The 22,871-nt window shown below is 39.2% G+C and carries 18 protein-coding genes; 13 read left to right on the top strand and 5 right to left on the bottom strand.

The annotated features are described in order from the left end of the window. Nucleotides 1-31 precede the first annotated feature (31 nt). The 4 genes from HT99x_RS00335 to HT99x_RS00320 are packed head-to-tail and all read left to right on the top strand — an operon-like array spanning nucleotide 32 to nucleotide 8,800. Nucleotides 32-1,210 (top strand): MdtA/MuxA family multidrug efflux RND transporter periplasmic adaptor subunit, encoded by a 1,179-nt coding sequence (locus tag HT99x_RS00335; RefSeq protein ID WP_075067402.1) that lies wholly within the window; start codon nucleotides 32-34, stop codon nucleotides 1,208-1,210. Then, the gene (locus HT99x_RS00330) at nucleotides 1,207-4,263 is read left to right on the top strand and encodes a multidrug efflux RND transporter permease subunit (protein WP_075067401.1); all 3,057 of its coding nucleotides are present in this window, start codon (nucleotides 1,207-1,209) and stop codon (nucleotides 4,261-4,263) included. Before HT99x_RS00335 ends, HT99x_RS00330 begins: the two co-directional genes overlap by 4 nt. Beyond that, a complete protein-coding gene (locus HT99x_RS00325; protein ID WP_075067400.1) occupies nucleotides 4,260-7,370 on the top strand; it encodes a multidrug efflux RND transporter permease subunit in 3,111 nt (1,036 codons plus the stop codon). Before HT99x_RS00330 ends, HT99x_RS00325 begins: the two co-directional genes overlap by 4 nt. Next, nucleotides 7,367-8,800, top strand: a complete 1,434-nt coding sequence (locus tag HT99x_RS00320; protein WP_075067399.1) for an efflux transporter outer membrane subunit — start codon at nucleotides 7,367-7,369, stop codon at nucleotides 8,798-8,800. Before HT99x_RS00325 ends, HT99x_RS00320 begins: the two co-directional genes overlap by 4 nt. Nucleotides 8,801-8,825: 25 nt before the next feature. On the opposite strand, the gene plsY is transcribed toward HT99x_RS00320, so the two are convergent. Then, nucleotides 8,826-9,431, bottom strand: coding sequence for a glycerol-3-phosphate 1-O-acyltransferase PlsY (gene plsY, locus HT99x_RS00315; protein ID WP_075067398.1), 606 nt, complete (start codon nucleotides 9,429-9,431; stop codon nucleotides 8,826-8,828). 152 nt (nucleotides 9,432-9,583) lie between these two features. On the opposite strand from plsY, the gene folB reads away from it, so the two are divergent. The 4 genes from folB to HT99x_RS00295 all read left to right on the top strand — a co-directional run bounded on the left by folB (nucleotide 9,584) and on the right by HT99x_RS00295 (nucleotide 13,509). Continuing rightward, nucleotides 9,584-9,934, top strand: a complete 351-nt coding sequence (gene folB, locus HT99x_RS00310) for a dihydroneopterin aldolase (RefSeq protein WP_075067397.1) — start codon at nucleotides 9,584-9,586, stop codon at nucleotides 9,932-9,934. Beyond that, nucleotides 9,934-11,106 carry an SAM-dependent methyltransferase gene (locus tag HT99x_RS00305; RefSeq protein ID WP_075067396.1) on the top strand — a complete coding sequence of 391 codons (1,173 nt, stop codon included), beginning with the start codon at nucleotides 9,934-9,936 and terminating at the stop codon, nucleotides 11,104-11,106. Before folB ends, HT99x_RS00305 begins: the two co-directional genes overlap by 1 nt. 95 nt (nucleotides 11,107-11,201) lie before the next feature. Next, nucleotides 11,202-12,749: a protein kinase domain-containing protein gene (locus HT99x_RS00300; protein WP_075067395.1), complete on the top strand. Its 1,548-nt coding sequence runs from the start codon at nucleotides 11,202-11,204 to the stop codon at nucleotides 12,747-12,749. Between the two features lie 67 nt (nucleotides 12,750-12,816). Beyond that, nucleotides 12,817-13,509 carry a cyclase family protein gene (locus tag HT99x_RS00295; RefSeq protein ID WP_075067394.1) on the top strand — a complete coding sequence of 231 codons (693 nt, stop codon included), beginning with the start codon at nucleotides 12,817-12,819 and terminating at the stop codon, nucleotides 13,507-13,509. Between the two features lie 17 nt (nucleotides 13,510-13,526). Here HT99x_RS00295 and HT99x_RS00290 read toward each other — a convergent pair whose 3' ends face one another. Then, nucleotides 13,527-14,003: a MarR family transcriptional regulator gene (locus HT99x_RS00290; RefSeq protein WP_075067393.1), complete on the bottom strand. Its 477-nt coding sequence runs from the start codon at nucleotides 14,001-14,003 to the stop codon at nucleotides 13,527-13,529. Nucleotides 14,004-14,329: 326 nt separating this feature from the next. Between HT99x_RS00290 and HT99x_RS00285 the strand changes: the two genes are divergently transcribed. The 5 genes from HT99x_RS00285 to HT99x_RS00265 all read left to right on the top strand — a co-directional run bounded on the left by HT99x_RS00285 (nucleotide 14,330) and on the right by HT99x_RS00265 (nucleotide 19,832). Continuing rightward, nucleotides 14,330-16,030: a mannitol dehydrogenase family protein gene (locus tag HT99x_RS00285; protein ID WP_075067392.1), complete on the top strand. Its 1,701-nt coding sequence runs from the start codon at nucleotides 14,330-14,332 to the stop codon at nucleotides 16,028-16,030. Between the two features lie 136 nt (nucleotides 16,031-16,166). Beyond that, nucleotides 16,167-16,838 (top strand): hypothetical protein, encoded by a 672-nt coding sequence (locus HT99x_RS00280; protein WP_158003418.1) that lies wholly within the window; start codon nucleotides 16,167-16,169, stop codon nucleotides 16,836-16,838. A 10-nt stretch (nucleotides 16,839-16,848) separates the two neighbouring features. Continuing rightward, entirely contained in the window at nucleotides 16,849-17,649 is an 801-nt protein-coding gene (locus HT99x_RS00275; protein ID WP_075067390.1) for a histidine phosphatase family protein, read from the top strand. 12 nt (nucleotides 17,650-17,661) lie between these two features. Beyond that, nucleotides 17,662-18,642: a phosphotransferase gene (locus HT99x_RS00270; protein WP_075067389.1), complete on the top strand. Its 981-nt coding sequence runs from the start codon at nucleotides 17,662-17,664 to the stop codon at nucleotides 18,640-18,642. A 50-nt stretch (nucleotides 18,643-18,692) separates the two neighbouring features. Beyond that, nucleotides 18,693-19,832, top strand: coding sequence for a CapA family protein (locus tag HT99x_RS00265; RefSeq protein WP_075067388.1), 1,140 nt, complete (start codon nucleotides 18,693-18,695; stop codon nucleotides 19,830-19,832). Here HT99x_RS00265 and HT99x_RS00260 read toward each other — a convergent pair. The 3 genes from HT99x_RS00260 to HT99x_RS00250 form a co-directional block, all read right to left on the bottom strand. After that, a complete protein-coding gene (locus HT99x_RS00260) occupies nucleotides 19,822-20,751 on the bottom strand; it encodes a phosphotransferase (protein WP_075067387.1) in 930 nt (309 codons plus the stop codon). The two genes, HT99x_RS00265 and HT99x_RS00260, sit on opposite strands and share 11 nt — an antisense overlap. Before the next feature lie 84 nt (nucleotides 20,752-20,835). Further along, entirely contained in the window at nucleotides 20,836-21,771 is a 936-nt protein-coding gene (locus HT99x_RS00255) for a universal stress protein (protein ID WP_075067386.1), read from the bottom strand. A 51-nt stretch (nucleotides 21,772-21,822) separates the two neighbouring features. After that, nucleotides 21,823-22,734: an aminoglycoside phosphotransferase family protein gene (locus HT99x_RS00250; RefSeq protein ID WP_075067385.1), complete on the bottom strand. Its 912-nt coding sequence runs from the start codon at nucleotides 22,732-22,734 to the stop codon at nucleotides 21,823-21,825. Nucleotides 22,735-22,871 lie beyond the last annotated feature (137 nt).

The following is a 22,871-nucleotide window of genomic DNA, read 5'->3' as shown; positions in this document are numbered from 1 at the left end:
CTACAATATTAGTTAATTGGATTACTACTGAATGGAATCAGGTGATCAACAACCAGCCGAGATTGCTCAACCTCGAGCGTTCTCCTTGCGCCACAAAATGATCTTTTTGATCAGTTTAGTCGTTCTTATTGTCATTTTTATCAGCTGGTATGGATACCACAACAAAAAACACAAGCAACCAACCAAACCCCCCATTTCGGTGGTGAGCACGAAAGTGCAATATAAAAATGTCCCCGTTTATCTCACCGCCTTAGGTTCGGTTATTCCCACCGATACGGTGACCGTGCGAACGCAAATTAATGGTCAACTGCAAAAAGTGCTCTTTCGTGAAGGGCAAATGGTCAAGCAAGGTGAAATATTAGCGCTAATTGACGAAAGACCCTATCAAGCACAATTGACACAATTTGAAGGGCAATTAATGCGCGATAAAGCATTGCTTGCCAATGCTAAGATCGATCTCGTGCGCTACCAAACGCTATTTCAAGAAGACTCGGTTGCAAAGCAAGTGCTTGATACACAACAGTCTTTGGTTAATCAATATGAAGGCGCGGTTATTTCAGATGAAGGCCAAGTTCAAAACGCTCGCGTTAACCTAATTTATTGTAAACTCATTTCTCCGATTAATGGACGCGTAGGATTACGCTTAGTTGATCCGGGTAATTATGTACAAACATCTGATACCAATGGCTTATTTGTGATCAATACCGTACATCCTATCACCGTCGTTTTTTCTTTGCCTGAAGATAACTTGCCACAAATCGTGCCTAAATTAAAAGATCTTAAACAATTTAAAGTCGATGCATTTGATCGCACAGGAAAAACATTATTAGCCACTGGCACACTGTTATCTTTAGATAATCAAATCGATCCCACGACAGGAACAGTGAAATTAAAAGCGACTTTTGCTAACAAAGATGACAAATTATTTCCCAATCAATTTGTGAACATTCGTTTGCAAGTTGATGATTTGCAAAATGCAATGGTTATTCCCACTGCGGCAGTACAGCTAGGTTCTAAAGGTACTTTTGTTTATTTGGTGAGTCACGATGAAACAGTTTCCATACAACCTGTCACAACGGGCGTTACCTATTTAGATGATACTGTCATATTATCTGGATTAGATAAGCAGGCAGAAGTCATCACCGCAGGCACTGATAAACTTACCCATGGCTCTCGTGTGATTGTGCAAAATAAGCGTGAAAAATCATGAACCCCTCACGCATCTTTATTTTGCGCCCCATAGCGACTTCTCTTTTGATGGTTGCTTTACTATTAGCAGGCCTTTTTGCATATCGTTTATTACCTGTTTCAGCATTGCCTCAAGTTGATTATCCTATTATCCGTGTCTCTACTTTTTTCCCTGGTGCAAGCCCAGAAGTGATGACTTCTTTGATCACGGCGCCCCTTGAACGTCAGTTTGGACAAATGCCAGGTCTTAATCAAATGACCTCAAGCAGTGCCAATGGTGCTTCCTTAATTACCTTGCAATTTAACTTAGACATGCCTTTAGATATTGCCGAACAAGAAGTCCAAGCAGCGATTAATGCTGCTTCCGGCTTTTTACCAAGCGATCTGCCTAATCCACCCGTTTATAATAAAGTGAATCCTGCTGATGCGCCGATTATGACATTAGCGTTAACCTCAAAGACGTTACCCTTGCCTCAAGTGCAAGATTTCGCAGAAACGCGCTTTGCCCAACGCATTTCTCAAATAAAAGGCGTTGGTTTTGTTAATATCAGTGGGGGACAACGCAAAGCGGTTCGCATTCAAGTGAATCCCACGAAGCTTGCCGCTTTAGGTCTGACGCTGGAAGATCTCAGAGCCACTATCGATAGCGCCAATAGTAACCAAGCCAAAGGCAGTTTTGATGGCAAAAGTATTGCCTATACCATCAACGCCAACGATCAATTATTAAAAAGCGAAGATTATCGACAAATTATTGTTGCCTTTAGAAATGATGCTCCCGTACGTTTGCAAGATGTTGCCAATGTGATTGATGGCGCTGAAAATGTAAATCAAGCGGCGTGGTATAATCAGACTCAAGCTATCATCTTGAATATTCAACGACAACCTGGCGCCAATGTTATCGAAGTTGTTGATAGCATTAAAACCTTACTACCTAAGCTCGAATCCACTTTACCTAACGATGTCAACGTGACTATTGTTGCTGATCGCACCAATACCATACGCGCTTCTGTCAAAGAGGCACAAATTGAAATGATGATTGCCATTGCTTTAGTGGTAGTCATTATTTTTTTATTTTTACGCAATGCTTCAGCGATTTTCATCCCTAGTATTGCCGTGCCATTATCCTTAATTGGCACCTTCGGTATGATGTATTTATTAGATTTTAGCTTGAATAATTTAACGATTATGGCACTTACCATCGCGACGGGGTTCGTGGTAGATGATGCTATTGTCATGATTGAAAATATCAGCCGCCATATTGAGATGGGCGAAAAGCCACTCGATGCTGCACTTAAAGGTGCTAAACAAATCGGCTTTACCATTATGTCACTCACCGTGTCATTAATTGCCGTCATGATCCCTTTATTATTTATGCAAGATGTGGTGGGACGCCTTTTTCGTGAATTTGCCATTACTTTATCAGTGACTGTCATTATTTCAGCAATGGTGTCTTTAACCTTAACTCCGATGCTTTGTGCGAGATTATTAAGCCATAATGAAACAGCCAAACAACCCATTTTAGGATTTTATCGTCGCTCATTGACATGGGTATTAAACCATCAAGGTTTGATGTTGGGGGTATTTATCTTGACTTTATTGGTCATGACTTTATTTATTTATACTATTCCAAAAGGCTTTTTCCCTTTACAAGATACCGGTGTTATTCAAGGGATCTCTGAAGCACCTGCTTCCATTTCATTTGTCGAAATGAAAAAACGACAAGTTGACCTCTCAGACATTATTATGGCTGATCCTGCCGTTGAAAATATTACGTCATTTGTTGGGATTGATAGCACGAATATGACTCAAAATACGGGTCTGATTCAAATACTGCTAAAACCAACGGCAAAACGCCAAGAAAATATTAATACTGTTATTCAGCGCATACAACAACAAGTGCAAAAGGTAATGGGTATTACCCTTTTCATGCAACCTTTACAAGATATTACAATTGATGATCGCGTTAGCCGCACCCAATATCAATACAGTATTACTGCACCTAATTTAAATGATGTTGAGCATTGGACCAATGAATTTTATCAAAGCATGCAACATTTACCTAGCTTACGAGATATCGCCAGTGATTTAAGCGATAAAGGGCAACAAACATATATTAAGTTTGATCGCGACACCGCTTCCCGCCTAGGATTAAGTGCACAAACCATAGACAATATTTTGTATGATGCTTTTGGTCAACGTCAAATTTCAACGATGTACACACAGTTTAATCAATATTATGTCATTTTAGAGGTTCTACCTGAATTACAACAACAACAAAAAGCACTTAATACACTTTACATTAATACTGCTTCTGGTTTACCCGTGCCTTTACGTGCGTTTACTGAAATATCAGAACAATTGGGTCCTTTAGTGATTCATCGCCAAAATCAATTTCCCAGTGCAACACTTTCGTTTAATTTAGCCGCCGGCTACGCATTAGGAGATGCTTTAACAGCTATTGAAAATATTCGCGAACAATTGCCTATTCCATTACAAGTACAAACACAACCAGAGGGCTCTGCTAAAACATTTCAAAATGCGCTTGCTAATGAAGGTTGGCTAGTACTTTCAGCGATTATCGTTGTTTATATTGTGCTGGGAGTTCTGTATGAAAGTTATATCCATCCATTAACCATTTTATCAACACTCCCCTCAGCAGGTTTGGGTGCGCTGATTGCTTTGCGTCTTTTCAATCAGGAGCTGACTGTTATTGCTTTGATTGGCATTATTTTACTTATCGGTATTGTCATGAAAAACGCTATCATGATGATTGATTTTGCCCTGGAGCTTGAGCGCAAAGCACAAAAGCAAGCTGAGGCTGCCATTTATGAAGCCTGTTTATTACGATTTCGACCCATTCTAATGACTACACTTGCTGCAATGCTGGGCGCTTTGCCATTGGCATTTGGCCAAGGTATGGGACATGAATTACGACAACCTTTAGGTATTGCGATTATCGGCGGACTCATTCTGAGTCAATTACTCACGCTTTTCACCACCCCCGTGATCTACCTAGCATTTGATCGCTTACAGCAGACTTGGCAAAACCGACAATTTAAAACGGAGATGGCATGAATTTATCCACCCCGTTTATTCAACGTCCTATTGCTACCTCACTGCTTGCATTAGGTCTTACGATTGCAGGTATCGTTGCCTTTCATTTTCTCAGTGTGTCAGCCTTGCCGCAAATTGAATTTCCAACCATTAGTGTTCAAGCGAATTTACCTGGAGCGAGTCCAGAAATTATGGCATCATCCGTTGCTGCGCCCTTAGAGCGTCAACTCGGTCGTATTGCCAGTGTCACGGATATGACGTCAAGTTCCAGCAGGGGCGCGACACGAATTACGATTCAATTTGATTTATCTAGAAATATTGATGGTGCAGCAAGAGATGTGCAAGCAGCAATTAATGCCGCCGCGAGTCAATTACCAACGGATCTGCCGAGCAACCCTACTTATCGTAAAGTGAATCCTGCTGATTCGCCCATCATGATTATTGCTTTAACATCGGATGTTGTCCCAATTGCTGATCTTTATGATATTGCTTCAACGCAATTGCAACAGACTATTTCTCAAGTCAATGGGGTCGGGCAAGTGTTAGTCAGTGGTGGTTCGTTACCCGCTATCCGGGTAGAGCTAAATCCCACCATTTTAAATCAATACGGTATCGGCCTTGAAACGGTGAGAAAAACCATTGCTAGCGCCAACACTAACATGCCAACTGGACAACTGACCGATGGCATATTTACCAGCAATATCGTCACCAATGATCAGTTATTTGCCGCGCAAGATTATGAATCACTGATTATTCGTTATCAAAATGGCAGTCCCGTGCGAATCAAGGATGTGGGTAATGTTGAAAGAAGCGTGGAAGATTTACGCAATGCAGGTCTATCCAATGGCAAACCTTCCGTCGCCATTATCATTTTCAAACAACCTGGCGCCAATGTGATTCAAACGGTTGATAGGGTACGAGATCTATTACCGGTACTAGAAGCGTCTGTTAATCCTAATATCAAACTAAAAATCATGATGGATAGAACCACCACCATACGTGCCTCGCTACATGATGTTGAGTTAACCTTATTTTTATCTATGATCTTAGTCGTATTGGTGATTTATTTTTTCTTACAAAATCCGCAATCTGCGCTTATTGCAAGTGCGGCTTTACCGCTTTCTTTATTTGGCACACTTGCCATTATGTATTTATGTGGGTTTAGTTTAAATAATCTTTCGTTAATGGCCTTAACCATTGCCGCGGGTTTTGTTATCGATGATGCGGTAGTGGTAATTGAAAATATTAATCGCTATCGCGAGAAGGGGCTAAGCGCCTTAGAAGCCGCTTTAATTGGCGTCAAAGAAGTAGAATTTACCGTGATATCAATGAGCATATCATTGATTGCTGTATTCATTCCTATTCTGTTGATGGGTGGTATTGTAGGACGGCTTTTAATGGAGTTTTCATTTACGCTGGCCATTGCTATTTTAGTATCATTGGTCGTCTCACTCACCGTAACCCCCATGCTGTGCGCGCAAAAATGGCTCTCCTCACCCAATCATGCTGCAGAAAAATCTTCCTCTTCAATGATTGGCAGATTACGAGAACATTATCGCTCTTCTTTATCTTGGGCATTAGCTCATCCTAAACTGATGTTAGTGATTACCTTAATGGCCGTCATCATTAATATCCTTTTATACACCATTATTCCTCAGGGATTTTTTCCTGAACAAGATACAGGAAGAATTATGGGCAGTATTCAAGCTGATCAGAATATTTCTTTTCAAGCAATGAAAGAAAAGTTTCAGCAATTTGCGAAGATAGTGCAAGAAGATCCTGCGGTTGATAATGTCACAGGCTATGTGGGTGGAGGCAGCTCCAGTAATTCGGGCTCGCTGTTTATTGCATTAAAACCACTCGCTGAACGCAAAATATCATCGGCCCAAGTGATCGATCGCTTACGAAAAAGTCTTGCAATAGTGCCTGCTGCTACACTTTATTTACGCTCTGCTCAAGATCTGGTTATTGGCGGTCGTCAAGGTAATGCTCAATTTCAATATACTTTATATGCTTATGATCTGGATACCCTAAATACATGGGTACCGCAAATCATGGCAGAATTAAGCACTTTGCCAGGATTGGCTGATATGAATAGTGATCAGCTAAGTAATGGTCTTGAAGTTTATGTCACCATCGATCGCGATATGGCATCGCGTTTTGGAATATCATCGGACGTTATTGATAATACGCTCTATAACGCTTTTGGCCAACGACAAGTCTCTACCTTATATGCCAATATGAATCAATATCATGTTGTGATGGAAGTCGCGCCTCAATACTGGCAAAGGCCCAAAACCTTAGATGAGATCTATGTTCCAGCCAAAGATGGTAAGTTAATACCACTTTCCGCCATTGCGCAATTCACTCCTAATAAAACTTTGTTATCCGTTAATCATCAAGGCCAATTTCCATCGGCAACCCTTTCGTTTAATCTCTTGCCAGGTGCAGCTTTAGGTGATGCGGTCGCGGCTTTAGATGCTAAAGTTGCTAAATTGAAACTCCCGGCAGGAAGTATTATCGGTTCCTTTCGTGGCACGGCACAAGCATTTAAAGATTCTTTATCGACCATACCTTATTTGATATTGGCTGCATTACTTGCGGTCTATGTGGTTCTTGGCATACTTTACGAAAGTACATTACATCCCATTACAATTTTATCAACGCTTCCCTCTGCCGGGATAGGTGCATTATTAGCGCTCATGCTCACCGGAACACAATTTAATATTATTGGCTTAATTGGCATCATTTTACTGATTGGTATCGTCAAGAAAAATGCCATCATGATGATAGATTTTGCTTTAGAATTACAAAGAAACAACCATGTCAGTCCGCGTGATGCTATTTTTGAAGCTTGTGTATTACGATTTAGACCCATCATGATGACGACGATGGCTGCCATTTTTAGCGCTGTACCACTTGCTATTGGTTTTGGTGTCGGCGCAGAATTACGCCAACCTTTGGGAATTGCGATTATTGGCGGCTTAATTGTTAGCCAATTACTCACACTTTATACCACTCCCGTGATTTATTTGAGTTTTGAAAATCTTCATCAACGTACATCACGCTGGTGGCAACAGCACCGGATCTCTCACCATCCCACAATCAATGAGGGAATGCCATCGTGAGAAATAAAATAGTCGTACTCATCACTCTTTTGCTGTTACAAGGTTGCACTGTGGGGCCTGATTATGTCAGGCCAGAAACCATTGTTCCAATCGAATATAAAGAAGCGCCGCCTAATGGTTGGAAGACGGCATCTCCTCAAGATGATTGTGAGCGTGGGCCCTGGTGGGAAGTTTTTAACGACCCTGTTTTAAATGCATTGATTAACCAAGTCGAAATTTCTAATCAAAATATTCAAGTGGCACAAGCACAGTATCGCCAAGCACAAGCGCTGGTTGCACAAGCCAGAGCCAATTATTTTCCCGTCATAACAACCAATGCCAGTGTCTCGCGTAGCAAAACGCCAACCTTCAATAATTTAAATAAAGAATCTAATAGCGATTCTGATTTTGGTGACAATGTCAGTAATGAGTATTTGGTGACTGCCGGCACAACGTGGGAACCCGATCTCTGGGGCAGTGTCAGGCGTTTAGTTGAAGCAAACAAAGCAGCGCGTGATGCCAGTAAAGCGCAATTGGCATTAACGACCTTATTGATGCAAAGTTCGCTTGCTCAAACCTATTTTCAGCTACGAGGTTTAGATGGTGATCAGCGCGTTTTCGATGAAACAGTTAATAACTATCAAAAATTATACAAAATTACTTATAATCGTTATCAAGTGGGCGTTGCTTCTAAAGGCGATGTCTTGCAAGTCAAAAGTTTGTTAGAGCAAGCTCAAGCCAGTGCGATCGATAATCGCATTAATCGAGCACTTTATGAACATGCGATTGCGGTGCTAATCGGAGAAGTCCCTGCAAATTTCACCTTAGCACCTTGCGATACCATTTATCCTGTTGCTTATATTCCTATTGAAATTCCTTCAGCCTTGCTTGAAAGAAGACCCGACATTGCGCAAGCTGAACGCCAAGTAGCACAAGCCAACGCCGAAATCGGTGTTGCAATGGCGGCCTATTTTCCCGTTCTTACTTTAAATGGCGAATATGGCTATGATACGAATCAGTTCTTAAAATTGTTCTCAGGTCCTGCAAGCCTGTGGTCCATCGGCGCACAACTGGCACAAACCGTGTTCGATGGTGGAGCTCGTAAGGCTAATGTACAAATTGCGACCGCCAACTACGATGCAACGATTGCAAATTATCGCCAAGTTGTTTTGGCTGCCTTTCAAGATGTTGAAGACAATTTAGCAACACTGAGGATCCTGAATCAAGAACTCATTGTGCAAGAAGCTTCTCTGAAAACCGCCGAACAAGCTTTAACTATCATTACCAACGAATATAAAGCAGGTACAGCAGCACTGGCGGATATTTTAAATGCAGAAATTACGACCTTTAATGCAAGCAAGGGTGTCAATGATGTGAGGTATCGGCGCTTGTATGCGGCTGTCGGATTAATCAATGCCTTGGGGGGAGATTATCCGACAGAGGAGGATTAGGAAGCTTGAAACGCAAGCAGATGCTTCAGTTTCGCTTTGAAGAAAATGAGGATTTTTCTTCTTTACCTTCGAGTAATCGTTTCACGTTGCTACGATGTCGCCAAATAATCACTAACGCTAAAAGCGCTAACACAACCGCATAACGTTTATCGAGAAATCCCCATGCAAACAAGGGTACGGCACTAATGGCAATTAACGCAGAGAGTGATGAATAACGTGTTAACGCAAAAATACCTAACCAGGTGAAAATAAAAATACTACCCAAGGTCAAAGACAACCCCAATAAGCCGCCCACAGCGGTTGCAACCCCTTTGCCACCTTTAAATTGAAAAAAGAGAGGAAATATATGCCCCATCACTGCAGCTAACAGAACACTGCTAATAATCCAAGGATCGGTTGTAAAGTATTTCACCAACATGACAGGCAACCAGCCTTTGGCGACATCTCCTAATAGCACTAAAATGGCAGGGCCCTTACCACCAATACGTAACACATTGGTTGCGCCGGGATTCCCAGAACCTTCCGTGCGGGGATCGGGTAGACGTAATATTTTAGAAACCAAAATGGCACTTGAAATAGAGCCTAGTAAATAAGCCCCAATCACACCAACAATGAGTATTAAGAGTTGCATATAACATCCTAATGATTAACAGGCAGCTATTGTAGAAGGCTTTTTCACAGAATGCTACGCCCTATTAGTTAGTTAGCATTATTTTTGATGAGGAAGATAATTTGCGATACTATCCGTTTCTGACAAGTTTTTAACTGAGTACATGTCACTTTATGGACACTATCACGCTAAGCGATATCGCATTAAAAACCATTATCGGTATACATGATTGGGAAAAGACCATTCCACAAACCTTGCGACTTGATATCACATTTCAAACGGATGCGGCGAGTATTGCTGTCTCAGATAATATTGCCGAGGCTATCGATTATGAAAAAGTGGTACAGCATATCATCGCTTTTGCGCATTCTCAGCAATTTCAATTGATTGAATCCTTTGCCGATCGACTAGCAAATGATTTATTAAATCATTTTCCAACGACGAGTATTGCCCTCACAGTACATAAACCGGGCGCACTCAAAGAAGCCAAAGATGTGGCCATACGTGTGGTGAGAAGCCGTTGATGTTACCCGCTCCTTCTGCCGATGCCTTAGCACACCAAGCTAAATTACTTGATCATCTCTTCATGCTTAACCAGCAACAAAGAGGACAACTTTCTTTTGCTGAGTTTATGCATAACGCTTTATATGCACCCGGCTTAGGTTACTATAGTGCAGGTCTTGCTAAAATCGGTGAGGCCGGTGATTTTGTGACGGCACCAGTTATTTCCAGTTTATTTTCTCAAGCCCTTGCAAATCAGTGTCTGCAAATTCTGCGCAGTTTAGCTAATGAAGCTCCTTGCATATTGGAACTTGGCGCAGGTACAGGTCGTATGGCAGGCGATCTGATGCTTTATCTTGCCACACAAGATGTCCTACCTTTGCATTACTATATTTTAGAAGTCAGTGCGGATTTAAAATCACGTCAGCAAGCTTATTTACAAGCGTATTGCCCAGAACAATACCATCGCTTTATCTGGCTTGATACCCTACCCAGTGAACCCTTCACGGGCATTATTTTAGGCAATGAAGTGATTGATGCATTACCTTGCCACTTATTTAAAATAAGTGATGATCACACGATTTTAGAGGGTTTTGTTGAAATCACGCCTACGCAAACGCAACTTTGTTTTGACACACCCAAAAGCCAAGGCTTACAAGAAGCGATCATTGCATTACAAGAGCGTCTAGGCCTGACTTTTACGCCAGGCTATCTTTCTGAAATTCATTTGCAATTAAACGCCTGGATAGCAAGTTTAAGTGCCTGTTTGCACCAGGGTGTAATGTTATTTATCGATTATGGTTTTCCAAGCCATGAATATTATCATCCCTCTCGCACCTGCGGCACCTTAATGTGTCATTATCGGCATCATGCACATAGCGATCCGTTGCAATATATTGGCCTGCAAGACATCACCGCCCATGTCGATTTCACTGCCCTGGCACTGGCTGCTATAGCACATGATCTTGAAGTTGCTGGTTTTACCAATCAAGGCGCCTTTTTGCTCAACAATGGGATCTTAACGCTCGCAGAAGCTGCACGCAATGACGGGCAACGTATTGCTTTCTCTCAACAATTACAAAAACTCATCCAACCGCATGAAATGGGCGAATTATTTAAAGTAATGGCTCTCAGTAAACAATTTGATGAGTCTTTACAAGGATTTGTCGCTTTTGATCAGCGGCATCGCTTGTAGTTCAGGAACTTTTTCCTTTTAAGCTAAATCCTAAGAATATCTTTAGCAATTTGTTTTAATAAAGTGCTGATATACACGATATTTAGGAGCTTACCATGGCACGTGTTCATCCCAAAATTGCTCATAAAGAAGCGCAAAAAGTCATTAATAATGAGTCATTATTGAGCGATGCCGATCGCGAGCTGGTTGAAGAAGTGCGTAAGCAAATCAGTGACTTTCAAAAAACCGTTACCCCGACATTAGAAGATCTCAATGCAACACAGCAGGAATCGTTAGAAATAGGGCAGCAGTTACAAAATGCCAACTTTATTTTATCTGCCGTATCCGAACAACGTAGCGACTTAGCAGATGATTATAAGCCAGTAGATGCTGTACTAACGACCATTGAAGAATACATTGAATCGGGTGATCTTAATTTAGGCAATAATGTAAAAACGATTAATGACCTTATTCGTTATTTCGGGCTTACCGCAGATAATCTCAATAGCAATCATAATAAACTCCAATTAGTTGAGAGATTAACTACTCTTGAAACTGAAAAGCAAACGCAATATGAGAAAATTCAAGAGAAACATGATCAACTAGAAGAGACCTCACGTGAGCTGGAAGAAAAAATTAACACTTATCATGAACAACTTGCACAGCTCGAAACCACCCTTGGGGTAAAATGTGATGTTAATAATAAATTTGAACTCACTAAAATCAGCAAAGGTGCCAAAGGCCCTGAATTTTCAGTCATTTTTGCCAACACTGAGAATGGAACAAAACCTTTTATTCTTTATCGTGGCAAAGAATATGAAGGCAAAGTTCGGCAATTAGGAGCAGGCGGCTTTGGTAAAGTAAAATTAGGCCAAGATTATGAAACCAATGAATTAGTCGCGATAAAAGTGCAAATAGCTTCTAATCTTCCTGAAAGCGTTTTAGCAAAAGAAAAGGCCATGTTACAGCAAGTCGGACATCTAAAAGGTGACTTGTTGCGTACGACAAATCAAAAGGATTATATCGTTCAAGAATTACATTATGGCAAAGAATTAGAATCGATTATTAAAGGCGGCGAGCTAAGCGATCTTGAGGCTTTGGTTTTGCTAAATCAGGCAGCAGCAGAATTACAAATACTACATGATAAAGATCTTATTCATCGCGACATTAAACTAGAAAATTTCATCTGGGATAGTGAAATGTCAAAATGTGTTTTGATTGATCTTGCCTTTATTGAAAAAGTGGATGGTGATGAAGTACTTCGTATGCGTGATGAAGCGGGTTCACAATCTTATTTATCACCGGAAGCATTAGAAGGAAACTACAGTAAGCGTTCCGATATTTTTGCATTGGGGACCATGATGAATGAAATATTAGAAAATCATCCTAATATTCATGCACTGTTAAAAGATGAAATTAATTCACTCACCAATCCTAATGTAAATGAACGTGCAAAGAGCCTACATAATGTCATTAATAAAATAAACGTAGTCCATCAAGAATTAACAAAACCCACCGTCGCATCGACAAACAGACCTGCTCCCATTACCACACAGCTGCATGAATCAAAGTCTCGTGAAAAACAAGAACGTCAGAATGAACAAGAGACGAAACCTAAGCACGATGTTGCTATATCCAGACATCCATCCAATAACAAAAGATAATTTCGTCTTTCGCATGAAAATGAATATGCTAGAATGGCATATTCATTTTTGATGATAAGTCTATCGTATGATACCGTTACCTTTTACCATCATCGACTTAACACACTCCTTAAACTCAAGCATTCCTACTTGGGATGGCCATTGTGGTTTTAGTCATCAGCCAATCTTGGAGCATAATCCAGCTTTGCCTTATTCCTTTCGTACTCGCAGCATTAACATGGAAGAAGGCATTGGCACGCATCTGGATGCGCCTTTACATGTAATCGCTGATGGGCGGGATGTCGCCTCATTAACACTAGAAGAATTGATTGCGCCTGCAGTCATCATTGATGTATCACAGCAAAGCCATGAACGTTACCGTGTTTCTCCAGAAACCATTCTGATATTTGAAGAACAACATGGCAAAATAATGCCTGGCAGCTTGGTGATTATTTATACGGGCTGGTCAAGGCATTGGTCAACGCCATCTCTATATCATAACAATCATGTTTTTCCGAGTATTTCAGCCAGTGCTGCTGAATTACTCGTTCATGAGCGACAAATCATCGGTCTTGGGATTGATACGCTTTCTCCTGATTGTCCTGAAAATGATGAATATCCTGTGCATAACATGGTGTTAGGCGCCAATAAATACATCATCGAAAATATTGCTAATGCGAATTTACTCCCTGCTACGGGGAGTTACGTTTTTGCACTCCCCATGAAAATAGCCCAAGGCTCTGAAGCGCCCATACGATTAATTGGCTTACAACTTAAATAAATATTGAATATGTCCCATTATTCAATATCATGATTGATAAGAACAGGTGAAGCATCGATATTCGTTGCTTTCATCATCGTTGCGATACGTTGTAAGCTAGAAAGTAATAGGGTTTGCTCCCAATCAGACAACTTCATAAATTGGTTAACAAAACTCTCTTGTAATAAAGTCGGAGATTGACTAATTAATTGCTTTGCTTCATCACTTGCTTGCACATATATTTTTCTTTTGTCATCACTATCACGCACTCTCAAAATATATTGTTTTTTTGCCAACCTATCTAATATGGATGTGACCGTGGCATGGCTTAAATTAACATTTTTTGCTAAGGAGCTAATCGGCATTCGTTCTGCTTTAATAATTTCTTTCAATAAAATCATCTGAGGGCCTGTTAATCCACATGCCTGCATTAATTTTTTAGAATGCAAATCAATGGCTCTAATTATTTTTCGCAATTCAACTAACACATTATTACAGATATTCTGCTCTTGCATAATCCTTTCTCTTCAAAGCAATTTTTAAGACTAGATCTTATCTATTATAAGAAATTATAAGTTATAACCGATTGTATTATCAGCGCATTTTTGACAAAGCTTAAAATAATACTTAGACTACAAAGTATCTGATATGAAAAAATACTTCATACACAAACAATTAATATCCAGCAATAGTCTTTTATTTGGATAAAAATGCCTATTTTATAGTGTTAAGGGTCGTTAATACCATACACACTATTTAGCTGGCTTTCATTGTTTGTTATGAATATTCAATGGAGGTTTGCATGTTTTCATCAGAAAACTCCCGTGCTAAGGGAGAATGTATGGATCTTTCAAGTGAAGTTCTCTTAGATTATGCCTGCGTCGCATCAATTATTAAAAATACAAGCTTTCTTGAAACACTGATATTACCCAAATTAAGAAAAGAGAGTGCCGAAACGATTCTCGACATTCTCAATGAAGCCACTATCGAGAATTCTACCCTAACAGATATCAAATTAAACTTATCTCAATTTGGTAATAGTCTACCACCGAAGATGAATACCATTTGTAAAAAAATTCGCTCACGTTTAGAGCGAAATAAAAAGCGTATTTTTGCAATTCATGGTGGAGGATACATTGGTCTTGGTTTAATGGCTGATATCATTTCACAGAGTCCCTTTGAATATAATATTGTGGCGACTTCTAGCGATAAATTTACTAATTTGCTAATCAATAGCAATCATCAATTTTGGATCCAGCATGATGATGGCGCGCAAAATAAAAAAACGTGTGTCAATAATATTAATATGATTTATTCAAGGCACAGCAAAAACATCGAAAATTTATATCTTCATGCGAATATAATGGCTATTTGTTTGACTGAAGAAGGCGTTTTAGCTTCTGCAAATCAAATTGCCAAAGGGCTTATTGAACGCTACAAACATGATCAAGCAGGTCTTAAAATTTTTGTCTTGATGAACAAACCTGATTGTGCCAAGTTTATTAAAAAACAAGTTTTTAATGCAATGCTGCAAGAGCTACATGATCAAGATTACTGTAAACGAATTCTTGCAAATATCCGATTTATCCCCACAATGGTAGACCGAATTGTCAGCAAAATCGATAGAAAATTGCTTCTCCAACAATTAAAAAAGCAAATTTCCAATCAAATTTCCTTAACCAATTGTTTTGATCGAAAAAGAAGTAAAGAACAACAAATTGATGAGTTACTATCTTCTCCTCTAAAGTTAATTAAAATGATAAAAAGGAAGAAACTCCAATTTAATCTTTTTAATGCTGAACTCAGTTTTGTTTTATATGCTCCTAACGATATCCCAGAAATACCAAGATTACCTGCCATTAAAGCGGTTAAGAATTTAGATCAATATATATCATTAAAAAATAAATTCATAAACGGACCCCATGCTACCCTGGCATGGTTAGGTGGGTTAATGGGATATGATACTATTGCAAGTGCCATTAAAAATCCTTACATTCTTACTTATATTCAAGAAATGATGAAGTATGAAATTGCACCAATTTTACAGGCTGAATATCCTGATATAAAACAACATGAATTTGAATTTCTTAAATCAACATTTCTTAAGCATTGCAAAAGTAGTACTCATGATCCCATCATTCGCGTTGCAAGGGATCCTCTTAGGAAATTAATAAAAGATGGATGCATTAGAGGCGTATTAGATCTTCATAAAAAGCATTCTCTAAAAATTGCAACACCTCGCTTAGAAGGAGCAATTGCTGCAGGCATTTTATATGCCATAAAACAAATTGATCCGAATAATTCTGAATGCCAAAAAATTCAAAACATTTTCAACAAATCGAATAATGTAATGGATATTATTTGTTATACAGGCCCTTATGGAAAGGGTAGTTATCCTGGATATGTTTATCAAGAAGATTACCTTTTAGTTAATCGTATTTTAAACAAATTTAAACAATTGGAAATTCGGACTGATGAAAACTATCAATACCAAAATGAATCACTCATTTCAAGGAAACGATTTTATACTCAACAGGTCTAACATTGAGGATACTGAATCGACATATCCACTAAGTTTGCTTTCAATTGCGTCATTACATGCAAATAAAGCGGCATTATCTCATTTGCTTGAAAGCGGGCACCGCCCGAATGTTTCTCAGAGCAAAGATTGCAATTTATTGAGTTGGTGTGTACTTTTTTATGAAAAGGAGCATACATTATCTTTCATTAAATATATTAAAAAAAATAATATATTTGCTCTATTTGAAGATGGCACTCAAGAGCGACATGTCAATATGTTGCTCAATGAGCATTCTCACAAACTCGATTATCGAGATGAAGGGTTTAGAACATCAGATGGTTTAAGTCTTTTATATTATCTATTGTTGTCTCCGCTTGTGTCTGCCAAAGTAATTCATTCACTCTTCGAAACAGCCACGATAGAGACGATTATTAAATCGAACATTTCAAATTCTAGTGATAATAACCATAGACGGATTGGGAGATACTATTACTTTGCTGGCTTTTACCTCGCTCAATACAAACTCTATAAATTAGCCATACAGGCGTATCAACGAAGCATCATCCAGTATAATGCTATCACAAATAAACAACCGGATGATCTGAAAGAACTTGCGTTTTTTCACAACAGTCTAGGACGGCTTTATTGTGCTAATAAGCAATGGGAAGATGCTATTCAAAACTATCAATTGGCTGTCACCACCCACAGCAAAATTCAGATCAAAAATTTATCCGATCATCAAGATTTAGCAAATTATCGTAGCAATTTATCAGGATATTTATGCGAAGAAGTAGAAGAACATTACTTTAGTCGCTTTATCGTCGAATAGGAGACATGTCATGGATACGATGCATCAACTTGGATTGCTAGTAGATGCCGCAAGAGGTCATTTAAGATATGCCAAACATTTCACTCCCTTTCATTTAAACTTTGAATTGGTATTTATAAGACATGGAGAAACCTTTGGCAATTGCGGTCAAATTTCTTCTTTTGGCACAATTGATAAAGAAATGGTCGCCACTAATATCAAAAATTATGCACATCGAATATATCAAGGGGATGTTGATGAACAAATCAATCAGCTTACCGAACTTGGCAAACAACAAGCCATTAACGCTGCAAATAACATTGAGCAGCAATTTTTAAACCGGGGATGGGAACCCGATATTATTTTTCATAGTCCACTTGCAAGAGCCAAAGAGACAGGTATTCCATTGATAGAACGTTATAATTTATGGCATAAATACCATGTTTTAAATGATTCAAGAGAATTATCCTTTGGATCTTGGGATAACCGCCGCATTTGCGATTTGGATGATGATGATGCTTGCCATTTATTTTACAAAGATCAAAATGCTTTAATCAAAAGTTCCGGCTTCAATGGCTCTGGAAAGTATCAAGTTGCAGAAAGTTTCTGTAATCTTCTTGTACGAGCAGCCAGGGTTCTACAATGGTTAGAAAGTAACTATACTCATAAAAAAATAATCTTATTTTCACATTCTATGTTTGGTGCTGCATGTTGTATTTTGTTAGGCAAAGGGAATTTTGTGGAGAATGAAGATTATCTTGCATTTGATGGAAAAAAATCAGATGGTACATCTTATATCATGCCGCACGCTGAACCTCTGAAATTAATATAGCTATAAATCAAAATGAATACATCTCTATTCAAAATAGATTGGGAACGAGCAAGTGAAACCTTCTTTATCAAAGATGATGAATTGCTTGCTTTGCTCGCACCTTTTACTCAGGAGCCGATACAATCTTGCTTTTTGATGGGCAGCGGCTGTGCCAATGCTAATTACAAAGTCATCTTTCGCTCGGGGCTCACTGTATTGCTTCGCATTTATCTACGTGATCAATTTGCTCTTTCACGTGAAATCCAAATTCATCAACTTGTTCAGGACAAAATTCCTATCCCAAAAATTCACTATACTGATAGCTCTTTTAAAAACCTAGCCTATCCCTATGCCATTATGGAATGGGTAGAAGGTGAATTAATGCGCGATGTGATAGTTAAGGGCAGCACAACGGATATAGTCGAATGTGCGTTCAGTGCTGGCAAGCTTTTGAATCAGTTACGACATATTCCATTTCAACAAGCCGGTTTTTTTAATCCCGATTTAAGCATTCAACCTTTTAGTGCTGACCATACTTTAGATGCACTATTCAATCTCTGTTGCAATGAACCCATCATTGCTCATTATTTAGGAGATTCTTTGCTTCAAGCACTAGCGGATTATATTAAGGAACATGCGTTCTTATTATTGGATCAAACCAAAGCAAACTTAACCCATGCTGACTTCGATCCTAGTAATATCTTAGTCAAAAAGCATAACGATACTTATCAAATTGCTGCTTTGCTGGATTGGGAATTTGCATTAGCAGATTCTTATTTATTAGATATGGGGCTCTTTCTTCGTTATAGCCATCGATTACCTCGCATCTATCAAGATTCGTTTATTCAAGGCATTGAAGATAAAGCAGAATCTTTACCAGCGCATTGGCAAACCCGCATTAAATTAAAAGAATTGATTTGTTTGCTCAGCCTCCTTTACGATAATCGCCATCAAACTCGTCCTAATATGAAGAAGGATGTTAAACGTTTATTAGAAGACATTGTCATTGTATAACTGCTCATTCATGCGGTATATAAAGAAGCAAAGCGTGCCGATAAAAAGGTGTGAAAACCATAGCCTGCCTAGCATTATTGTGCTTTCATTGTTCATTTTCTTTGGCTCGTGAAGCCCTACAATTTCCCCATGCCTGTGATAAGGGTAAACAACTCACCATTGCTGCGGTGGGCGATTTGTTGTTTCACTATCCTTTACAGCGAAAGGCCGCCGATCACGGTTTTGCCAGTTTATGGCCTGATCTTATACCTTACTTTGAAGCTGCTGATATCACTTATGGTAATTTAGAAGGGCCAATTGGGGTTGGATTATTGCCTAATGGGCAGCAAGTAGCTGATCCACTGCTATGGAAAACTTATTTTCTTTCTCGTTTCCCTTCTTTTAATTATCATCCCAGTGTTGCGGCTTCGCTTAAAACCTCTGGCTTTGATATTGTTTCGAATGCCAATAATCACATTCTTGATCGTGACTCATTAGGCATTGATAAAACGATTGAAACTTTAGATCAACACCAGCTTGCACATATTGGAGCAAAAGCCAAGAATGCCACAACAAGCTGGTATACTCTTCTAGAGCGCAAAGGATTTAAAATTGCGTGGCTTGCTTGTGCTGAACACACCAATGGGATCCCTGATAAACATCATCAAGTATTTAATTGCTACCATAGTGCTGATCGAAGCACGATGATTAATACGATCCGTGATCTGAAGAAACAAGTTGATATTATTATTGTATCGCCGCATTGGGGCGAAGAATATCAAACCTTTCCTAATCGTGCACAAAAGGAATTTGCAAAGGACGTCTTAAATGCTGGCGCCAGCGCGGTGATTGGTTCACATCCTCATGTATTACAACCCGTTGAAACCTTTTCTACCAACGATGGACGTCAAACGTTAATCAGCTATTCATTAGGAAACTTCGTCAGCTATCAAGGTTCCCCTAAAAATCGCAGCAGCATGGTACTGTTGCTAGGTTTTACCAAGACACCCACACAAACGATTATCAATGGTGTACGTTTTGTGCCTATTTATATGAACAATCGCAGTGGTATTGACAACATTCAGATCAATGCCCTCTCTCAAGAGCAATTTAATCGATATTTTCAATCATTATATGCACCGATTATCCCATTTGATCATGCATTATTTTCACTACCTATTGTTACCAATCCAGAATGCATTATGAAGTAAGCAAGTGCAACGCATTCCGAATAGCCGCTTCAGTCCACCACATTGTTGAAAAATCATTGATCTGGCAGAAATAGGCATAAGCAACCACCGCGTGACTTAATGCTCTAAATATAGCGATGTCGATGAGCGCATGGTCGACCGCCCCATAGGTATCAAAAAAAGCTTGTAGTGCTTCTTGTTCAAATAGCATGATAGCTACTGATAAATCGATGGCTGGATGACCAATATGCGTATCACCCCAGTCAATCAATCCAAGCGGCTTACCCTCTTGAGTGACCATAATATGCTTTGCATATAAATCACCATGTAAATAAACTTTTTGGGAATCAAAAATGTGCAGGTGTTCAAATGAATGCATACATTCATTAATCTGCGTCGCATCTAATCCTGCTGCTAAAAAATAATCACCATATTGTTCTAAGGTATCAGCAATCTTCGCAATTCGTCCTGTAATATCTAAACGCCAGCCTTGATCACCTTCAAGCTTACTTTCATGTTCAGAAAGGATAGGTAACTGATGTAATTCTTTTAGCCACTGGCCCAGTGAGCTCGCGAAGTGATGATCTTTGACGAAAGGGCGTTGCGCTTGACACAAAAATTGCCCTGATAGTTGTCTATATCCTGCAAATGGATACGGATATTCGCTGGTTGCTTGGCCAATATAAGTTAAATCAGGTAACGCAAATGATAAGTGCTTTTTAAAATAGGGCAGCAACATGATCTCATTTAGCATAGGATGATAAGCTTCTTTACGATGGGGAAACCGAAAGACCCATTCATTGTTAATTAAAAATGCACTATTATCAAATCCCTCACCCAGTATCGAAAAGTTTTCTACCGTTAGAGCAAACTGTTCTTTTAACAGATGACGTACCAGTCCTTCATGGATATCGATTGTTTTATCCCAGATATTGCTCATTTTGCTTCTCATCAGAAATCTTTAAGGGCAGCATTGTGCCATATTCAAAGCATGACTTGAAGTATAAAGCTGCGCGATTGAGCATTAACTAGATTTGACGGGAGAAATAAAACCATTTGGCTTTAAGGCAAGTAACGAGCAGCTAATTTTTTGCAAGACATTTTCAGCGGTATTGCCAATAATGAAGCCTGGGATCCCAGTTCGTCCAATCGTACCCATGATTAAAACATCAATATTGAGCTCGGTTATTAATTGTGGGATCACCATGTCTGGCAACCCTCTTTTATGATATATCTGCATCGGCCCTACCAGATTTGCTTGATTAATTAAGAAATCTAGCGATTTTCGATGATTAATATCTTGTTCATGCACAATCGTTTCTATATGTTCTGGCTCTATCCCAATAAATGGGCTGTTTCTCAAGGTATTTTCTAAGGGGTAGTCCCAACAGGTAATGATTGAAAGTTCAGATTTTAAAGTGGCCGACAATGAATCAGCAACTTGCAATAATTTAATCGAAAGCTCTTCTTCTCTTTTTTCTTCGATCTCTGGATCAATCGCAACGGCAACTCGTGCCGTTTCTAACAATGGGTTGCGAGCACGAAATAGCCAAACAGGGCATGGGCATTTTCGAACTAATTCCATATCTAATGCTTTGAATCCTTCATTCTCATCATTGGATTCAACTGCCTTGATCAGTAAATCATATCCCTCACGAATGACTCGTTGAATAATATGAATTTCTTGTGGCTTGGTTGTTTCAAAAGCAATATCGATAGCTTGGGATATATGAATACCGAGTTCTGCTTGAAGTGATATCGCAGATTTTTGTAATTTTTCAACCAGCGCCTGTTGATAAGCCGTTTTATAAGCATCTAACGCCCGAGGAAAAGGGGGAGTCACAATAAGGATATTCAGTTGTGCTTGATTATTATGGGCAAGGCTCAGTGCTTGTTTCATTGCATTGAGATCATGTTCTATGCCATGACTCACAAATAAAATATGTTGAAACTGTTGCATGAGCTCACCTCTAGAGATAAGGACTAACTTGATAATGGTATAATAATAGCATTAGCCATGTTTTAAAAACTTAGCACAACGCATGAAGTAATCCGCACTAGCCTTATCATTTTCTTCAATAGACCAACAAGCAGCGAGGACGGCTTGAACAAAAGCCCACTGGATAACCCTATCCGGATCGAATTTTAAAATACTGGCTAAGCCTGCAATTCGTTGGCGCATAATGGCCTTTGCATCACTTTGTTGCAATAATTGGGGGATAGGATTACGAATGAAGGCACCCACTTCATAAGTAGGATCGCCAATAATTCCTTTAGGATCGATTGCAAGCCAGGTATTATTTTTACCAACTAAAATATTGTCATGATGTAAATCACCATGCAATAACACGGTTTTTGTTTGCGTTGCAATTAATTGCTCTGACAATTGTTGTGCTTGCGCCAATATGTCTTCGGGTATGAATGTTGAAGCTTTTGCAAGCATTAAACTTCGATGCCATTGTTGAATCGTTACAAAATCAGTACTGTCTGGCATTTTAACAAGGTGTAATTGTTGAATGACTTTAGCGACAATAGGCAACGTTGCTGCTTCATGCAAAGGAAAATAGCTTTTTAAGGTCGTCCCTGGCACAACGGCATCCATGAGCAAAGCGCCTTGTTTTGCATCATGTTCAATTAATAAAGGAGCACCTTTTCCATGATACTGTCTCAATGCGGATATTTCTCTTGATAATTCTGGATTGGGAACGCCTAATTTTAAAACCACTGGCTGTGCATAGTCTTTTTTATGGGCGCTTAATACATAATGATAAGTTAAAGGAGATAATGCATTTAATTGCGTCAAACCCCATATTTTAGCAAAATGATCAACTCTCTCATTAAGAGAGGCAAGCCATTCTTCTCCAACCTTGCCATGCACTTTGACAATATTTGAGAGTAATTGTGATGGAAAATTTTTTGCCATGACCCCAAACCATACGGCTTCTTTGCTCTTTATATCGCCAAAAATACAAAATACTTGATTTTTTTACAAAGGTGTACTAAAAATATTCACATCTGCGTAAAATCGGAGCATAACGTATCATGAATCACCTCTCTCAT

The organism is Candidatus Berkiella aquae, from assembly GCF_001431295.2.
Lineage (GTDB): Bacteria > Pseudomonadota > Gammaproteobacteria > Berkiellales > Berkiellaceae > Berkiella > Berkiella aquae.
This window is presented reverse-complemented; position numbering and strand designations above follow the sequence as displayed.

Excerpts from the sequence above, each read along its gene's own strand:
- HT99x_RS00335 (WP_075067402.1), top strand. The coding sequence starts at position 32 with ATGGAATCAGGTGATCAACAACCAGCCGAGATTGCTCAACCTCGAGCG.
- HT99x_RS00330 (WP_075067401.1), top strand. The coding sequence starts at position 1,207 with ATGAACCCCTCACGCATCTTTATTTTGCGCCCCATAGCGACTTCTCTT.
- HT99x_RS00325 (WP_075067400.1), top strand. The coding sequence starts at position 4,260 with ATGAATTTATCCACCCCGTTTATTCAACGTCCTATTGCTACCTCACTG.
- plsY (WP_075067398.1), bottom strand. The coding sequence starts at position 9,431 with ATGCAACTCTTAATACTCATTGTTGGTGTGATTGGGGCTTATTTACTA.
- folB (WP_075067397.1), top strand. The coding sequence starts at position 9,584 with ATGGACACTATCACGCTAAGCGATATCGCATTAAAAACCATTATCGGT.
- HT99x_RS00305 (WP_075067396.1), top strand. The coding sequence starts at position 9,934 with ATGTTACCCGCTCCTTCTGCCGATGCCTTAGCACACCAAGCTAAATTA.
- HT99x_RS00300 (WP_075067395.1), top strand. The coding sequence starts at position 11,202 with ATGGCACGTGTTCATCCCAAAATTGCTCATAAAGAAGCGCAAAAAGTC.
- HT99x_RS00295 (WP_075067394.1), top strand. The coding sequence starts at position 12,817 with ATGATACCGTTACCTTTTACCATCATCGACTTAACACACTCCTTAAAC.
- HT99x_RS00290 (WP_075067393.1), bottom strand. The coding sequence starts at position 14,003 with ATGCAAGAGCAGAATATCTGTAATAATGTGTTAGTTGAATTGCGAAAA.
- HT99x_RS00285 (WP_075067392.1), top strand. The coding sequence starts at position 14,330 with ATGGATCTTTCAAGTGAAGTTCTCTTAGATTATGCCTGCGTCGCATCA.
- HT99x_RS00275 (WP_075067390.1), top strand. The coding sequence starts at position 16,849 with ATGGATACGATGCATCAACTTGGATTGCTAGTAGATGCCGCAAGAGGT.
- HT99x_RS00270 (WP_075067389.1), top strand. The coding sequence starts at position 17,662 with ATGAATACATCTCTATTCAAAATAGATTGGGAACGAGCAAGTGAAACC.
- HT99x_RS00260 (WP_075067387.1), bottom strand. The coding sequence starts at position 20,751 with ATGAGCAATATCTGGGATAAAACAATCGATATCCATGAAGGACTGGTA.
- HT99x_RS00255 (WP_075067386.1), bottom strand. The coding sequence starts at position 21,771 with ATGCAACAGTTTCAACATATTTTATTTGTGAGTCATGGCATAGAACAT.
- HT99x_RS00250 (WP_075067385.1), bottom strand. The coding sequence starts at position 22,734 with ATGGCAAAAAATTTTCCATCACAATTACTCTCAAATATTGTCAAAGTG.